Source organism: Oceanobacillus sp. NCCP-135 (assembly GCF_059698015.1).
In genome coordinates, this window is the sequence record NZ_BAAKSZ010000025.1 from 1 (window position 1) to 18,511 (window position 18,511).

12 protein-coding genes and 1 pseudogene are annotated in these 18,511 nt (G+C 35.3%); 12 read left to right on the forward strand and 1 reads right to left on the reverse strand.

From position 1 onward, the window contains the following. Positions 1–428: 428 nt before the first annotated feature. A complete protein-coding gene (locus AC6HVZ_RS15400; RefSeq protein WP_497559067.1) occupies positions 429–1,616 on the reverse strand; it encodes an ROK family protein in 1,188 nt (395 codons plus the stop codon). Between the two features lie 270 nt (positions 1,617–1,886). Between AC6HVZ_RS15400 and AC6HVZ_RS15405 the strand changes: the two genes are divergently transcribed. The 12 genes and pseudogenes from AC6HVZ_RS15405 to AC6HVZ_RS15460 all read left to right on the forward strand — a co-directional run bounded on the left by AC6HVZ_RS15405 (position 1,887) and on the right by AC6HVZ_RS15460 (position 18,491). Next, positions 1,887–3,140, forward strand: coding sequence for an ABC transporter substrate-binding protein (locus tag AC6HVZ_RS15405; RefSeq protein ID WP_497559068.1), 1,254 nt, complete (start codon positions 1,887–1,889; stop codon positions 3,138–3,140). Between the two features lie 61 nt (positions 3,141–3,201). Further along, entirely contained in the window at positions 3,202–4,089 is an 888-nt protein-coding gene (locus AC6HVZ_RS15410; RefSeq protein ID WP_497559069.1) for a carbohydrate ABC transporter permease, read from the forward strand. Next, positions 4,089–4,907 carry a carbohydrate ABC transporter permease gene (locus AC6HVZ_RS15415; protein WP_497559070.1) on the forward strand — a complete coding sequence of 273 codons (819 nt, stop codon included), beginning with the start codon at positions 4,089–4,091 and terminating at the stop codon, positions 4,905–4,907. The genes AC6HVZ_RS15410 and AC6HVZ_RS15415 overlap by 1 nt, the downstream gene beginning before the upstream one ends. Positions 4,908–4,928: 21 nt before the next feature. Continuing rightward, positions 4,929–7,247 carry an alpha-xylosidase gene (yicI, locus tag AC6HVZ_RS15420; protein ID WP_497559071.1) on the forward strand — a complete coding sequence of 773 codons (2,319 nt, stop codon included), beginning with the start codon at positions 4,929–4,931 and terminating at the stop codon, positions 7,245–7,247. 26 nt (positions 7,248–7,273) lie between these two features. Continuing rightward, positions 7,274–8,599: a xylose isomerase gene (gene xylA, locus AC6HVZ_RS15425; RefSeq protein ID WP_497559072.1), complete on the forward strand. Its 1,326-nt coding sequence runs from the start codon at positions 7,274–7,276 to the stop codon at positions 8,597–8,599. 28 nt (positions 8,600–8,627) lie between these two features. Next, entirely contained in the window at positions 8,628–10,127 is a 1,500-nt protein-coding gene (gene xylB, locus AC6HVZ_RS15430) for a xylulokinase (protein WP_497559073.1), read from the forward strand. A gap of 338 nt (positions 10,128–10,465) precedes the next feature. After that, positions 10,466–11,158 (forward strand): L-ribulose-5-phosphate 4-epimerase, encoded by a 693-nt coding sequence (gene araD, locus AC6HVZ_RS15435; protein ID WP_497559074.1) that lies wholly within the window; start codon positions 10,466–10,468, stop codon positions 11,156–11,158. Positions 11,159–11,179: 21 nt separating this feature from the next. After that, positions 11,180–12,886 (forward strand): ribulokinase, encoded by a 1,707-nt coding sequence (locus tag AC6HVZ_RS15440; RefSeq protein ID WP_497559075.1) that lies wholly within the window; start codon positions 11,180–11,182, stop codon positions 12,884–12,886. Next, positions 12,880–14,367 (forward strand): L-arabinose isomerase, encoded by a 1,488-nt coding sequence (araA, locus tag AC6HVZ_RS15445; protein WP_497559076.1) that lies wholly within the window; start codon positions 12,880–12,882, stop codon positions 14,365–14,367. The genes AC6HVZ_RS15440 and araA overlap by 7 nt, the downstream gene beginning before the upstream one ends. A 662-nt stretch (positions 14,368–15,029) precedes the next feature. Further along, positions 15,030–15,519: pseudogene (locus AC6HVZ_RS15450) on the forward strand (substrate-binding domain-containing protein); the annotation flags it as partial. Between the two features lie 725 nt (positions 15,520–16,244). After that, entirely contained in the window at positions 16,245–17,504 is a 1,260-nt protein-coding gene (locus AC6HVZ_RS15455; RefSeq protein ID WP_497559077.1) for an ABC transporter substrate-binding protein, read from the forward strand. A 54-nt stretch (positions 17,505–17,558) separates the two neighbouring features. Beyond that, complete coding sequence (locus AC6HVZ_RS15460; protein ID WP_497559078.1) at positions 17,559–18,491, forward strand: carbohydrate ABC transporter permease; 933 nt, start codon at positions 17,559–17,561, stop codon at positions 18,489–18,491. The last annotated feature ends 20 nt before the right edge of the window (positions 18,492–18,511 follow it).

Below are 18,511 nucleotides of genomic sequence, written 5' to 3' on the forward strand. Positions count from 1 at the left end.
GATAACACGTCCTTTTTGGTTAGTTTGGTTGGTATCTTAATTATACCAAAAATCCAGTGTTCATGCGTTTTTTTTATGTCTTATTATCTTATTTAAGTAGGCTCTTTTTATTAAGTTATCAAGGTGCGAAACTTAAGTAATAGAGTTATGAACCAAGTATTTCCGTCTGCTATCTAGTGGATCGCACTGAAAGGCTGCTGCTTCTCAGCTTAAAAGGGTAAACCATTCACCATGCATTTGGCTACGTACTTTAACGTTTTACCTACCTGTGTGTGAAAATCAAGGTAATGCAACTCGAATATTTATTGGGTACAACGTTTTTCTCCTTTTTTGAACAGGGTGGACAACCAGGTTTTTCTTATTTAGGAGCTTAACTTTTTAGATCTCTAAGACCCGGGAAGTGAGCAATGACATCCAAGATCCGTAATTTACTCCACCGTAATTTTATGCTCAGAAAAGAAATTATTAATCATGAATGATGACATTCCGAGTGCGGTAGAAAATTTCCCTAAATTGGAGAAGACTATCTTTGTTTCTTCTCTATGATTAGTAGATAATCTTTCTTTTAACACTCGATTTATTGGATTAGTTATCCAATTTTCAAAGCGGGCAAACCTATTTCCTATCATTACGAGTTCTGGGTTAAACATATTGATTGTATTCGTTATTCCGATTCCAAGATATTCGCCGATATTGTTAAGTAAGTTAAGGATTTCATTATTCCCATTTTTAGCTTCTTGAATAATGTTATCTATGTTAATTTCATTAAAATCTTTAAATAAGTTTAATTTTCTTATTTCGTTAAATAAGGTACTTTCTGATGCATATAATTCCCAACAACCTCGGTTTCCACATCTACATTTTTTTCCATTGGATTCAATAGTAGAATGCCCGAGTTCTCCAGAAATACCTGTTGAACCAGTATATAGTTCATTATTAATGATGATACCAGCACCTATCCCGATGCCAACACTGAGATAAACGATACTATTATAATTTTTACCTGCACCATAGATATACTCACCATGAGCACCAGCATTTGCTTCATTTTTAATACTAGTTGGTGTATTAAACTTTTGCTCTATTTTCTCTTTCAAGTTTACTTTTTTCCATTTTAAATTTGGTGCGAAAAGGACTTCGTCATCTTTGTTGACCATACCCGGAACACCTACACCTATCCCAATAATGCCATAAGGACTGTTTGGAGCAATATTGAATAATGTTTCAATTGTGTGAAAAACTTGGTTTAAAACTACTTCAACATTTGTATTGCTAATAGTTTCATTAAGTTCATTGACTATATTTCCACTTAAATCCGTCAATACAGCCAAAATATAATTAACCCCTACATCAACCCCTATTGAATAACCGGCTTGATTATTAAAATAAAGCATTACTGGTTTTCTCCCACCAACTGATTGTCCTAGACCTATTTCATTTACCATAGATTCATCTATTAATTGATTGACCATTGTCGATACGGTTGCCTTATTTAGGCCAGTCGACTTAGAAATTTGAGCGCGAGAAATAGGACCATTATGTTCAATTGTATTTAAGACAATTGATTTATTAAGTTTTTTAATTAAATTTAAATCCCCGGTTTGAAGTGTTTTCATAAACCTCCACTCTCCCCTCTTTGTTTAACTTATAAATTATATTATCTACATAATACTATATTTTAAAAATAATATATACTTAAATACAAATATACTTTTCTTAAATTTCCTTATATTAAGTGTTGACAACGTTTTCAAAAGGAATTATACTAAGTTTAATCATTAAACAAAGTATTGAAAAATCCATTATAATTAGTAATGAAAGGAGTCGAATCTTTTTATTTATTAATTCAATAATATCCTAATAGAATATATAAAATGAAGGAGTAGATGACAGTGAAAAGGAAAAGTGTTTTATTAATTCTATCGTTAGTTTTTATATTGGCTGCATGTGGCGGAGGAGACTCTGTTACAGATCAATCAGATGAGCAGAAAGATGAATCAGGTAACAAGGATGTAAACATTTGGTACTATTATTCAGGCAAACAGCAAGATTTATTTGTAGATCTAATTGATCAATATAATGAATCGCAAGATGAATATAATTTGGTGGGAGAATACGTCCCATTTGCAGATACTAAGAAACAACTTTCTATAGGATTAGCAGGTGGAACATTACCTGATTTGGTGATTATGGACGTAGTTGATAATGCTGCATTTGCTGCTCAAGGTGTATTAGAAGATATTACTTCTAAAGTAGAAGAGTGGGGAAAAGCGGATGAGCTTTATGAGGGTCCACTCGAATCAGCTACTTATGAAGGTAAGTATTATGGTCTACCAGTAGGAAGTAATGCATTAGGGTTGTTTTATAATGAAGATTTATTTAAAGAAGCTGGTATTGATTCTCCGCCAGAAACTTGGGAAGAATTAATCGATGTAGCTCAAAAATTGACTACAGATAATGTGAAGGGTTTTGCAGTATCTGCAGTGAAATCTGAAGAGAGTGCATTCCAGTTCTATCCATTTTTACGGTCTGCTGGTGCAGAATATGACAGCCTAGACTCTCAAGAAGCAGTCGATGCATTAAGTTTATTTAAAACACTTGTAGATAATGGCTCAATGGGAAGTGATATTGTAAATGCTACTCAAGATGACTTGGCTAGACAATTTGCGACCGGGCAAATTGCTATGATGGTTAATGGTCCTTGGAATATTGAACGTTTAAAAGGAGAAAATCCTGACTTAAATTTCGGGACTACACAAATACCTAAAGATAAAGAATTTGCTTCGGTACTGGGTGGAGAAAATATAGCTATTATCAAAGAAAGTAATGTTGATGGAGCCTTCGATTTTGTAACTTGGCTATTAGAGCCTGATCGTATTGAGGAGTTTTCAGCTGAGACAGGTGTATTCCCTGTAATAAAAGAAGTACTTGAAAATTCTGATTTCTGGAATGAAGATAAACATTTAAGTGGATTTGTGCCTATTATGGATAATGCTGAACCAAGAGGTCCATCACCTGAATGGCCGGCTATTTCAGAAGCTATTCAAATTGCGATACAAGAAACACTGACAGATACAAAGACAGCTGAAGATGCTTTAAATAATGCGGCAGAAAAAGTTGACAAAATTATAAAAGAGTAAATATGGGGTCCCTCACCACGAGGGACTCCTCATAAACACTTAGTTAAAAGGAGGGGAACTAATGAAAAATCTTGTTAGCCGTTGGGGAGTTTATGCATTTGTTCTTCCAGCAGTAATATTCATGTTACTTTTGATAGGTTACCCACTGATATACAATATTATTTTAAGTTTTCAAAATGTAGATTTAAGTTCATTAGCCTCTGGTGAGAAAGACTTTATAGGATTTGGTAATTATAAGCAGTTATTTGAAATGGAAGTCTTTGGAATATCGGTTATAAACACGATTGTATATACAGTTGGTAGTGTTGTCTTTCAAGTTGTAATCGGATTTTTCATGGCCCTTTTTTTTAGTATGAATTTCCGCTTAGCCTCTTTCTTACGGGGACTTATGATGATTGCTTGGTTAATTCCTCTTACGATCACTGCGCTATTATTTAAATTTATGATGAGTGAAAATGCAGGAATATTTAATGAATTACTTATGGCATGGGGATTAATAGATAACCCAATCCAATGGTTATCTAGTCCAGATATTGCTTTATGGAGTGTTATTATTGCAAATATATGGGTAGGTATACCATTTAATATGCTTTTAATATCAACTGGATTAAGTAGTCTACCGCAAGATGTTTATGAAGCTGCTAGTTTAGACGGTGCAAACTGGTTCCATAGGTTAATTCATATTACACTTCCACTTCTTCGTCCAGTAATATTGGTTGTGTTAATGTTAGGGTTTATTTATACGTTTAAAGTATTTGATATAGTCTTTGTAATGACAGGTGGAGGTCCAATAAATTCAACAGAAGTGTTATCCACAGTTGCATACAGATTTTCATTTGACGAATTTAACTTTAGCTTGGGTGCTGCAGCAGCTAACATCTTATTTGTTATTTTGTTTATAATAAGCTTAATCTACTTAAGGCTTATTAAGAATGATGAGGTGATTTGATGAGCAAGAGAAAAGAATGGACACTAAATGTTATAGGTGTAATAATCGTTCTGGCCTTTTTGTTCCCGGTATTTTGGATGATAATTACCGCATTTAAAACACAATCTGAAATATTCCAGTCACCACCAACTTTTTGGCCAAAGGATTTTCAATTTACGAGTTTTATTGAAATATTTAAAGACGATGTAGGCCAGTACTTTCTCAACAGTTTCGCAATCTCTGGTTTAGCTACCCTATTAGTACTGGTATTAGCTGTGCCATCTGCGTATGGTCTCGCAAGGTTTAATGTGAAAGGTAAAAAGTCAATGATTTTACTTTTCCTGACAACACAGATGTTACCAGCAACAGTAGTTTTAACACCATTATTTGTTGTATTTAATAATTTAAGTTTATTAAATACGTATTGGGGACCAATTATAGCTTGTGCCACATTAGGAACACCATTTTCAATTCTTATTTTACGAACATTTTTCATGGGGCTTCCTAAAGAATTAGAAGAGTCAGCTGCAATTGATGGTTGTAGCCGGTTTGGAGCGTTTATGAGAATTATAGTACCTATTTCTCTACCGAGTATAGTTGTTTGCGGTGCAGTATCCTTTTTCTTCTCTTGGGGAGATTTAATATTTAGTATGACATTCAATAGGGATCAAAGTTTATGGCCCTTAACTGCAGGAATTTATAATTCAATTGGTCGATATGGAATTGAATGGAATAGTTTAATGGCTTTTGCAACTGTTTCAATACTACCTGTAATTGTAATTTTTATTTTACTACAAAAACATATTGTAAAAGGATTAGTAAGTGGTTCCATAAAATAATTGGAAGGAATGATGATAAATATGAAATTTACAAATGGTTATTGGTTAGTGCGAGAAGGGTTCGATGTTAACTATCCACGAAGTGTGCGTGATTTTGAAATAATAGATGATGGATTAATTTTATATGCTCCATGTAAAGAGATTAGACATAGAGGTGATACACTAAATATTCCATTACTTACAGTTAAGTTATCTTCCCCTATGGAGGATGTTATTCGAGTTCAAACATGGCACCACAAGGGTGGAAGAGAGAAAACGCCTAATTTCGATGTGCTACAATGTTCTACTAATTTTTCAGTAGATCACAACGAGAATGAAATTTATTTTTCGAGTGGAAATTTAAAAGTGAAAATAAATAAAGAATATTTTGGAATAGTTTATTATAACGGTAAACAAAAACTTACCCATACTGAAAATAAAGGTCTTGCTTGGATAACAGGCCCAAATAAAGAAACGTATATGAGAGCACAGTTAAACATTAGCGTTGGAGAAAATTTGTATGGACTTGGTGAACGGTTTACCCCATTTGTTAAAAATGGACAAGTTGTTGATACATGGAATGAAGATGGCGGAACAAGCTCTGAACAAGCGTATAAAAATATACCTTTCTATATGAGTAATAAAGGGTATGGTGTATTTGTTAACCATCCTGAAAATGTAAGCTTTGAATTAGGTTCTGAAGCAGTATCGAAATCTCAATTTAGTGTTGAAGGAGAATCGCTAGATTATTATGTAATTAACGGCCCAACACCGAAAGAAGTATTACTTAATTACACCGAATTATCAGGTAAACCAGCATTACCACCTGCATGGTCATTTGGACTATGGTTATCAACTTCTTTTACCACGAATTACGATGAAAATACGGTAAGTCATTTCGTAGATCAAATGGCTGAAAGAGATATACCACTAAGCGTATTCCATTTTGACTGTTTTTGGATGAAAGAATTTGAATGGTCTAGTTTTGAATGGGATAAAGATGTCTTTCCGGATCCAGAAGGTATGCTTAGAAGATTGAAAGAAAAAGGCTTGAAAATTTGTGTATGGATAAATCCATATATAGCACAAAAATCTAAACTATTTGATGAAGCTGTAGTTAATGGATACTTATTAAAAAAACCAAATGGAGATGTTTGGCAATGGGATCTATGGCAATCGGGAATGGGGATTGTAGACTTTACAAACCCTGATGCATGTACTTGGTATACTGAAAAATTAAAAGCTTTATTAGATATGGGTGTTGATTCCTTTAAAACAGACTTTGGGGAAAGAATTCCAACTGATGTTGTATTTGCAGATAATTCGGATCCGAAAAGAATGCACAATTATTATTCTTATAAGTATAACCAAGTAGTTTTTGATTTATTAAAACGTGAAAAAGGAGAAAAAGAAGCAGTTGTGTTTGCAAGGTCTGCTACAGCTGGTGGTCAACAATTCCCAGTTCACTGGGGTGGAGACTGTGAAGGAACGTATGAATCTATGGCAGAAAGTTTAAGAGGTGGACTTTCTTTAACGATGTCAGGGTTTGGTTACTGGAGTCATGATATCGGTGGGTTTGAAACGTTAGCAACTCCTGACCTTTTTAAACGCTGGATAGCCTTTGGTCTTTTATCCAGTCATAGTCGCCTTCACGGAAGTAATACTTACCGTGTGCCGTGGAATTATGATGAAGAATCGGTTGATGTAACGAGTTATTTCTCTAAGTTAAAAAATAAATTGATGCCCTATTTATTTAATGTGTCAGTAGAAAATAATATCACTGGTATACCAGTGATGCGACCAATGATGCTTGAATATCCTGAGGATTTGAATACGCATATTCTTGATACTCAATATATGTTAGGTGAATCTATTCTAGTTGCTCCTATCTTTAATGATGAAGGAAAAGGTTCTTATTATTTGCCAAAGGGAAAATGGACTCATTTATTATCTGGAAAAGTAGTCGAAGGTGGAGAGTGGAAAAGTGAAATCTATGATTATTTGAGCTTACCACTGTATGTAAGGGAAAACACTATTTTACCAATAGGAGAAAATGAAAACAGACCGGAATATGATTATGTGAGTAATATAACCTTTAATATTTATGAATTAAATGAAAATAAAGAAGCTAAAGCAATGATTCATGATGTTAGTGGGGAACTTACAGCTTCCATTACAGCAATAAAAAATGATAATGAAATAGCAATGAAAATTCATATGAAAGAGAATATAGCTTATTCAGTAATGCTTAAAGGATATACTTCCATCTCCTCAATATCTGCAGGGGAATGGATTAAGGAAAAAGATGGAATTAGAATACTGATAAATGAACCAGTTGAATCAGTAATAATAAGTATTTAAGAAAATGACTGGAAGAAGGGGAAAAAATGACTTACTTCAACAACATAAACAAAATCAAATACGAAGGTGCAACTTCAACAAACCCATACGCATTCAAATTCTACAATCCCGAAGAAATAATAGGTGGTAAAACAATGGAAGAGATCCTGCGTTATGGTGTTGCATACTGGCATACGTTTACAATGGATGGTTCTGATCCATTTGGTGCTGGTACAATGGTTCGTCTATGGGATAAATATACTGGAATGGATTTAGCCAAGGCACGTCTTGAAGCTGCTTTTGAATTATTTGAAAAACTGGATGTACCATTTTTTTGCTTCCATGATGTGGATATTGCACCAGAAGGAAGTGATTTAACAGAAACAAATCAAAACCTTGATACGATCGTTGGTCTGATGAAAGATTATATGAAAGATAGCAAAACAAAATTACTTTGGAATACAGCGAACAACTTTACACATCCCCGTTTTATTCATGGGGCTGCATCTTCCAATAATGCGGATATTTTTGCATACTCTGCAGCGAAAGTGAAAAAAGGATTGGAAATCGGAAAAGAATTAGGTGCAGAAAACTATGTATTCTGGGGTGGTCGTGAAGGATACGAAACACTGCTGAATACAGATATGAAGCTTGAAATGGATAACCTTGGCCGTTTCTTCCATATGGCTGTTGATTATGCAAAGGAAATCGGTTTTGATGCGCAATTCTTAATCGAACCAAAACCAAAAGAGCCGACAACACATCAATATGATTTTGATGTAGCTACAGGCTTTGCATTCTTGCAAAACTATGGTCTGGCTGATCATTTCAAATTCAATATTGAAGCAAATCATGCAACATTAGCTGGGCATACATTTGAACATGAACTACGCTATGCACGAGTGAATAATATGCTTGGTTCCGTCGATGCCAACCAGGGTGATCCTCTACTCGGATGGGATACAGATGAGTTTCCAACAGATTTATATTCTACAACACTAGCAATGTATGAAATCCTTAAAAATGGTGGACTTGGTCGTGGTGGATTAAATTTCGATGCAAAAGTGAGGAGAGGTTCATTTGAGCCAGAAGATTTATTCCATGCACATATCGCTGGAATGGATAGCTTTGCAGTTGGACTAAAGGTTGCGCAAAAACTGATCGATGATAAAGTACTGGATGGGGTAGTTGAAGAACGTTATAAAAGCTATACAGATGGTATCGGGTTGGATATCGTAGAAGGAAAAACAGATTTCCATAAGCTTGAAGAACACGCATTAGGTTTAACAGAGGTTAAACATCAATCTGGTCGTTTGGAAAAAATTAAAGCAACAATCAATCAATATTTGTTGAGAGCTTACGCTGGAGAATAAGTTTTTAATGGTAGGAGGATGTTTTGCAATGAAATACGTAATTGGTGTTGATTTAGGAACGAGTGCTGTAAAACTTTTGCTTGTTGATCAAAATGGAGATGTTGTTCAAGAAGTTTCTAAAGATTATCCGTTAATTCAGGAGAAAACCGGATATAGTGAACAGGATCCGAAATCATGGGTTGATCAGACAGTCGAGGGACTGTCTGACCTTTTGAAAAAATTTAATGGAAATCCAGAAGATATTGAAGGAATTAGTTTTTCTGGACAAATGCATGGTCTTGTGCTGCTTGATGAAAATAAAGAAGTTTTACGTAATGCTATCCTTTGGAATGATACACGTACAACTGCAGAGTGTCAGGAGATTTATAATGTAGTTGGCGAAGACCGTTTGTTGGAAATTACGAAAAATCCCGCAATGGAAGGATTTACTTTACCTAAACTGCTTTGGGTTAAGAAACATGAGCCGGAGGTCTTTGCAAAGGCAAAAACATTTGTATTACCAAAGGATTATTTACGTTATAAGCTGACTGACGAATTACACATGGAATACTCTGATGCAGCTGGAACATTATTATTGAATGTCAGTGACAAATCATGGAGTAAGGAAATCTGTGAACTGCTTGAAATTGATGCAAATATTTGCCCGCCACTAGTAGAATCACATGCCGAGGTAGGGAATATCACTTCTGGAATTGCGGAGGCTACCGGGTTATCACCAGCAACACGTGTATTTGCAGGTGGGGCAGATAATGCGTGTGGTGCAATCGGTTCTGGTATTTTAGAAGATGGAAAAACACTTTGCAGTATTGGTACTTCAGGTGTTGTCCTTTCTTATGAATCCAGTAATGATAAAGACTTCCAAGGTAAAGTCCATTATTTTAACCATGGTGCACTGAATGCCTATTATACGATGGGAGTAACGCTTGCAGCAGGATATAGCTTGAGCTGGTTTAAAGATGTTTTTGCGAAAGATGAGTCCTTTGAGGACCTCGTTGGTGAAGTCGGCTCTGTTCCTGCAGGTTCCAATGGCTTGTTGTTTACACCATATGTGGTTGGAGAAAGAACACCACATGCAGATGCGGCTATACGCGCAAGCTTTATAGGAATGGACAGTTCGCATCAACGAAAAGATTTTGTCCGGGCAGTTATGGAAGGAATCACTTTTTCTTTGAATGAATCGATAGCTATTTTCCGCGAAAATGGTAAAAACATTGATACGATCATCTCAACTGGAGGCGGTGCGAAAAACGCAGACTGGCTGCAAATGCAGGCTGATATTTTCGACGCTAAGATAGTAAAACTTTCAAGTGAGCAAGGGCCAGGCATGGGTGCCGCAATGCTGGCAGCTTATGGATGTGGCTGGTTTGAAACATTAGCGGATTGTGCGGAGGCGTTTTTACAAGTGGAGAGAGAGTTTGTTCCGAATAGGGAAAATGTGGAGAAATATAGGAAGTTGTTTGGTGTTTATCAGGAGGTTTATGGAAAGACTAAAGGGTTGAATGAGAGATTGGTGGAGTTTCGGAAATAATAAATGTGTCAAGCTCACAGGCTAGTGTTGACGAAAAGAAAAACTTGGGACACAAGAAAAGGCTAATCGCAAATCACCAAAAAATGTATAGATTCTTTGGTAATAAATATGATAATTCCAAGGGATGTAGGTCTATTACCAAAAAATAATCGAAAATAAAGATGGCTGATCCAACCAGTAATACTGTGTGTGGATTAGTCTTTTTTTTATTATTCTTAAAAACCAATACAAGTAAATTAAATTAACCCTTGATTGTACGTACAATTTATAATAACATAGCATTATACAGAAAATACATACGTACATGATGGTGATAATAAGAAAGGTGTTGATATCTCTTGCTTAAAGAATTAAAACAACAAGTATTAGAAGCGAATCTGGCGCTCCCCAAACATGGATTGGTTACATTTACATGGGGAAATGTAAGCGGTTTTAATAAAGAAGAAGGTCTAGTAGTTATTAAACCGAGTGGCGTTCCTTATGAGGAATTAACAGTAGATGATTTAGTTGTATTAGATTTAGAAGGAAACATTGTGGAAGGGCATTTAAAACCTTCTTCAGATACATCAACTCATTTGGTTCTTTATAAGAATTTCCCGGATATTGGTGGGGTTGTACACACACATTCCCCATGGGCAACAAGTTGGGCACAGGCAGGGATTTCTCTTCGATGTCTTGGTACGACACAAGGAGATTATTTTTATGGAACGATTCCTTGCACTCGTAAAATGAAGCCAGAAGAAATTATAGGTGATTACGAGCTTGAAACTGGAAATGTAATCGTCGAAACATTTTTAAATAATGGACTCGAACCGAATGAGATTCCAAGTGTGTTAGTTCATAGCCATGCACCATTTAATTGGGGGAAAGACCCAAATGAAGCTGTTCATAATGCAGTAGTTTTAGAGGAAGTAGCAAAAATGGCATATCACACATATCAATTAAACCCAGATGTACCAGCAATGGATCAGGTATTGCTAGATAAACATTATTTAAGAAAACATGGTTCCAAAGCTTACTATGGCCAATAATAAAGAAGGAGGTCATTGATTATGACAACAAAATATACAATCGGTGTGGACTATGGTACTGAATCAGGGCGTGCAGTTCTTGTTTCCTTATCAGATGGCAAAGAAATCGCTGATCACGTTACAGCCTATCGTCATGGCGTAATAGACGAAGAATTACCAGAATCAAAGATTAAGTTAGGCTATGAGTGGGCACTACAGCATCCAGCGGATTATATCGAGGTATTAAAGACTTCGATCCCTGCTGTTTTGAAAGATACTGGTGTTAGCCCAGATGACATTGTCGGAATAGGAATTGACTTTACAGCATGTACAATGCTTCCGGTTGACGAAAGAGGGGAACCACTTTCATTTAAACCTGAATTAAAAGATAATCCACACAGTTGGCTAAAATTATGGAAACACCATGCTGCCCAGCCTGAAGCAGATAAACTAAATGCGATTGCAGAGCAGCGTGGCGAAAAGTTCTTACCACGTTATGGCGGGAAAATTTCATCGGAATGGATGATAGCAAAAATTTGGCAGATCCTTGATGAAGCACCTGAAATTTATGATCAGACTGATAAATTTGTAGAAGCAACCGACTGGGTTATTTCACAATTAACAAACAATCTTGTACGTAACAGTTGTACTGCAGGCTATAAATCTATCTGGCATAAACGTGATGGTTACCCAAGTAATAATTTCTTTAAAGAATTAGATCCACGATTAGAGAACCTAACAGAAACTAAACTGCGTGGCGAGATTCTCCCATTAGGAACAAAGGCTGGGGAATTAACTCAAGAAATGGCAAGTGCGATTGGGTTAAATTCAGGTATTGCTGTTGCAGTTGGAAATGTCGATGCACATGCTGCTGTCCCTGCAATGGGAGTTGTTTCACCAGGCAAAATGGTGATGTCAATGGGAACTTCGATATGCCATATGGTATTGGGAACAGAAGAAAAACAAATAGAAGGCATGTGTGGAGTAGTTGAAGATGGAATTATTCCGGGATTTTATGGTTATGAAGCAGGACAGTCTGCAGTAGGTGATATTTTTGGCTGGTATGTTGACCAGGCAGTCCCAGCTTATGTAAAGGAAATAGCAGAAAAAGAAGGATTAAGTATTCACCAGTATTTAGAGAAGAAGGCAACAGAATATCAACCAGGAGAAATCGGTCTACTCGCACTGGATTGGTGGAATGGAAACAGATCTACATTAGTAGATACTAACTTAAGTGGTTTATTAGTCGGGATGACATTACAGACGAAGCCTGAAGAAATTTATCGTGCGCTGCTTGAAGCGACAGCATTTGGCACGAGGAAAATTGTCGATGCATTCCATCAAAATGAAGTTGCGGTTGATGAGTTATACGCATGTGGTGGGTTGCCGCAGAAAAACCAATTGCTCATGCAAATTTATGCAGATGTGACAAATCGAACGATTAAAGTTGCCGAATCTAAACAAACCCCGGCACTGGGAGCAGCGATGTTTGCAGCAGTTGCAGCAGGGGATAAAAATGGCGGATACGATTCAGTTGTTAAAGCTGCTGAAAAAATGGCGCGAGTGAAAGAGGAAACAATCCAGCCAATTCCAGAAAACGTAAAAACCTATGAAAAATTATATCAAGAATATAGTAAACTACATGATTATTTTGGACGTGGGGAAAATAATGTGATGAAAAGATTAAAAGCAATTCGTCCAGTAGAAACAGAAACTATTGCAGGGAACAAGGGGGAACTAAGATGTTAAAACTTAAGCCATACGAGTTCTGGTTTGTTACTGGAAGTCAACATTTATATGGAGAAGAAGCATTACAAGAAGTTAAAGAACATTCGGCAGTTATCACAGATAAACTCAATGAAACTGGTAATCTACCATTTCCAATTGTCTTTAAAGAAGTGCTGACAAATGCAGCTAATATTCATACATTAATGTTAAATGCAAATAGAGATGAAAACTGTGCTGGTATCATTACATGGATGCACACATTCTCACCAGCGAAAATGTGGATTGCAGGCTTAAAAGCATTACAGAAACCATTACTTCATCTCCATACCCAATATAATCGTGATATTCCATGGGAGAAAATTGATATGGACTTCATGAATTTAAATCAATCTGCACATGGTGATCGTGAATTTGGATTTATAAGTACACGCTTGAAATTACCTCGTAAAGTAGTCGTAGGTCACTATGAAAACCCAGAGATCACTGCGAAAATTACAAACTGGATGAATACGGCAGTTGCGGTAACGGAAGGCACGAATATTCGGGTTGTACGTTTTGGGGATAATATGCGAAATGTTGCTGTTACAGATGGTGATAAAATTGCAGCACAAATCAAATTTGGCTGGACAGTGGACTATTATGGAATCGGTGATTTAGTAGAGGAAATTGAAAAAGTTACATCAGATGAAGTGGATACACTTTACAAAGAATACGAGGAATTGTATGAATTAACAGAAGAAGAAAGTGGAAAAGGATGTGTTCAGAATTCGATTAGAGAACAGGCACGTATTGAACTTGGACTAAAAGCATTCTTATCTAAGCATAATTACAATGCATTTACAACTAATTTTGAAGACCTGTATGGGATGAAACAACTACCTGGTCTGGCAGCACAGCGTCTGATGGCTGAGGGATATGGCTTTGCTGGGGAAGGTGACTGGCGTACTGCGGGGCTGCTACGAATGATGAAAATTATTTCAGGTAATAAAGGAACATCCTTTATGGAGGATTATACGTATCACTTAGAACCAGGAAATGAAATGATTCTAGGTTCACATATGCTTGAAATTTGCCCAACTGTCTCAGCGACCAAACCTAAAATTGTTGTAAACCCACTTAGCATGGGTGACAGGGAAGATCCTGCTCGTTTAGTTTTTGATGGACGTGGTGGAGGAGCGGTTGTAGCTTCCTTAATTGAATTAGGTGGTAGATATCGTCTGGTAGTAAATGAAGTAGACGCAATTCAACCAACCGAGGAAACCCCAAATCTACCAGTAGCAAAAGTGTTATGGAAACCAGAACCATCATTAAGTGATGCAACAGAGTCATGGATTTATGCTGGTGGAGCACATCATACAGTGTTCTCATTTGAAGTAACGACAGAACAATTGTATGATTTTGCGGATATGACTGGAATCGAATGTGTAGTTATAGATAAGGATACAATTCCGAGACAGTTTCGAAATGAATTAAAGCTTGGTGAACTTACGTGGACAAGATAATAAGGCTTCTCCCTATTGATATTTGGAGAATATAATCATATTCAGTTAGGTGTGGATTTTCTGTGGTATAATCCACTAGCTAATCCGATTGTAATAAAGAGTATTGGCTTATGTATTCAAATGCAATCATGACACCGCACTAAAAAGAAGAGATCATTTGATAGTTCAATGGTATAAATGCAAGAGACTGTTGTACGTACAACAACGGAAGATGCCTATCAAAAAAAGGAAAGTGCAATATATCACTATCTTATACCATGTAATAAGATTAACTTTGAACGGTTATATCTATTCTACTATGTATGAAATGGAGATACTTTAAGATATATTATAATAAATTATATATTGAAATCAATCAAATCATAAAGTATAATAAATATACGTATAAGTTTTAATTATTATAAGTTACTTATACGTATAAAAAAATATCTGTTTAGAGAGATTTATTTTTTAGCCACATATGAAAGCGCTATCTAATCTCTTGTTGATAGATTAATAAATGGGAGGGTATATTAATGAAGCGGATCGTCTTGTTTGTTTTTATGTTAGTGCTATCTATAGTGCTAGTAGGTTGTAGTAATAGTGCAAGTGGAGGGAACGAAGAAGGTAATCACTTCAATTGAAGTAGAAGCCTTACTGAAGTGCTAAAAATGGGATAGAATCAGGATTTCCCTCTTATCTCGTATGATCGATTGATCATGAATTCAGATCATGTAAGCTATTATGCAACATTTGATAATCTCCAGGTTGGTGTATTACAAGGTGAATATATTGAAGAAGAATTAGGATTAGCTAATAGTGAGGACCCTTTTAATATAGAATTATTTGCTGGATCCCCTGATGATAATAATGCATACTTTTTCTGGGACGGTGCAATATCTATACTTCAACCATACATTGATAATGGCCAGCTTGTAGTAAAAAGTGATCAAACAACATTTGAACAAGGTAAAACATTACGTTGGGATGGAGCGAAAGCACAGACAGGAACGTATGGATAATCTATTAAGTGTACATTACTCAGACGATAAAATCGATGTAGTGTATTCTCCATTTGATGGAATCAGCCGTAGTGTTTTTTTATCGTTAAAAGCTGTAGGATATGGTAGTGATAATGACTCTATGCCTTTTGTAAACGGAAAAGGTAGAGAATACTCAGACGCTGTCATATCAACAATTGGGGCAAAATTGGGTACTAACTAATATTACATAAGATGTATATATGTAATTAGAATAGATCTAATAACTATTAATGCAAAACTTTTACAAGTTAACAAACTTGAGGAGATCTCTCGAATATAAAATAGATAATTCTAATTATTACACAGTAATTAAAAAGTATTTATCTGATTATATAATATAGTTTATATTTTATTAAATATTATAAGATTTAATATTGACATAATTATTTATTTTATTTAATATATACGTATATATTTTATTATTTACTACAAAGTTGTATATGAGTAAATGAAAATATTAGCTGAACCATATATGTATATTCATAGAGAAAATTTTAATGCACATTATGAGAAAGTGTTGGTTTCAAGTTATTACACAAACTTAACAAAATCGAAAGGTAGTTCAGTAATTTAAAAAATAAAAATGTTAAAAAGTTATGTTAATAATTTCTACAGATGTAAAATGCAATTAAATTGCTGTTATTTATAAAAACATTAAATATATTGAAGTATCTTTTTAAGTTATATGGTGAATTTTGATAAATTTAACATTATATACGTATAAGTTATTATCTGTAATTTTGGAAGTTGTATGTACTTTTTAATATAAAAGTGGGGTGAGGAACTTTAACATAAATTTAAAAATATTTGAGGTGTTGATGAAGTTTTAAAAAAACTAACAAGGAGGTTTTTTCAATGAAAAAGCAAGTAATATTACTAGTATTACTAATCTCTGCGGCCTTTTTGTCGGCTTGTGGTGATGATGAATCTGCAAGTGGAGATGGTGTAAAGGAAATTAAAATTTGGTTTGGAAGAGAAGATTTTATTCCTGAGGATAATTTTGAACAATTTCATGAAGAACATCCTGATATAAAAGTCGAAACTGATGTAATACCGCTAGAACAAGCTGTTTCCGACTTTCAGCGTAACCATGGAGCAGGAAATGCACCAGATGTAGTGCAAATCTTTCATGATAATGTTGGAACATTAGCTAATCAAGGTAGTTTAATGGATATGTCGGAATATATTTCGGCTTGGGAAGAGGATGAACCAGAAAAATTTGGGAATATTATGGAACAAGCTTGGAGTCTCGCTAGTTGGAACGATAATGTTTATGGTATGGGAATTCATCTAGCACCTTATTGGCAAGAGTATAGAATTGACTGGTTTAATGAGGAAGGTATTGAGATTCCAAAGGATTGGGACGAAGTACTGGATGCAGCTAGAACTTTAAATAATGCTGATAGAGATGGTTATGCTGTAGTAGGAGGAAGGGAACATCCAGCCTGGTGGTTTAGTAGTCAGTTTGTATCGATGGGAGGACAATATTCTGAGACCGGTTTGCCACAGTTTGATTCTGAAGCTGGCCGATATTTAATAGATTTTTATCAAACACTATCAAGGGAAGAATTAATTGATTCTGGTTCAATTTCTTGGAATTCAGGTGATATGCGAGGAGCCTTTATGAGTGGTAATGCTGCAATGATACCTGAAGGAGATAATATTTTCACGGCATTTGAAGCTGAAGGATTAAATTATGAAGAAGAATGGATTGTTAAACCTCAACCACCACGACCAGGAGGAGAAAAAGAACGCAGGGATTCGTTCTGGGGTTGGCCAATGATGGTTAACTCTGATACTGAACATCCAGAAGCTGTGATGGAAGTTTTCAAGTACTTAAGCGATACAGACATTGTTAAAGATGTTGCTATACGTTATCAGCCTACTTCCAACTTGGAGGTAATGGAAAGTGATGAATATATGGAAGCAAAACCATGGACACAAGCAATATGGAAGGAATTTAACGAAGCTATTATTCAACCTTCTCATATCAAGCAAGGTGAAGTACACAATATATTAAATGATGCTAAACAAGAAGCATTACAGAATCCCGAAAGGGATGCAGGTGAAATAACCGCAGAAACTCAGGAGAAATTAAATGCTTTAGAAGAATAATTTGTACAAGGGGGTCTCCCCCTTGTTTATAATCAGGCTAGGGGGAACATAGTTATGGTCTTGAAAAACAAGCGAAATAACAAGATTGCAGAAGGAAAAAATAAAAATTATAACTTTCGTAGAATAATCACACCTTATCTTCTGGTGTTTCCAGCAGTTATATTTGTCTTAGGTGTTTTAGGTTATGCTGTTTTTTCCGGTTTAATAATGTCTTTTTTTGACTTTACCTTCTCTTTTGATTTTTCAAGTGCGAAATTTATAGGACTAGATAATTACCTTAATCTATTTAAAGACGAAAACTTTCGTCATACGTTTTTCATTTCATTGCTTTTTGTTTGTGGTAGTGTTGTTTTAGGGCTTACTTTAGCTTTAAGTTTTGCTTTAGGCTTGTATAAATGTAATAAATTGGGTGGCTTTTATAAAGCACTATCACTTGTGCCATATTTGGTGTCAGGTATTGCTACTGCAATAATGTTTAGATTTTTGTTTAGTGGTGAAGTGGGCTTAATTAATATGATATTAAATACAATAGGGATAGATAGAATAGATTTTTTATCCAATCCATGGTTAGCGTTGATGGTTGTTACACTAGCTAATGTATGGTTCATTACTCCTTTTGCTACTTTAGTGCTATTATCAGGATTACAAGGCATAGATGTTGAATTGTTTGACTCAGCTTCAGTAGACGGTGCAAAAAAGCATCAGGTTTTGTTAAAGATTATTATGCCCTTAATCTCTCCGATGATGGGTATTAGTATGATATGGCTTAGTTTTGCTAGTTTTAACATGTTTGATGTTATACTTCCATTAACAAATGGTGGTCCTGGCAGATCCACTGAGGTATTGGCATTGTTTATGTATAATGTAGCTTTTGATGAATTACAATACTCACTGGGAAGTGCAGTAATGGTTATCATACTAATTTTAAATGTTCTAGTTAGTCTCATTTACTTGAAAGTATTTAATGTGAGCGATGCAGAAGGGTAGAGTTCTAAAGAAATGGAGGG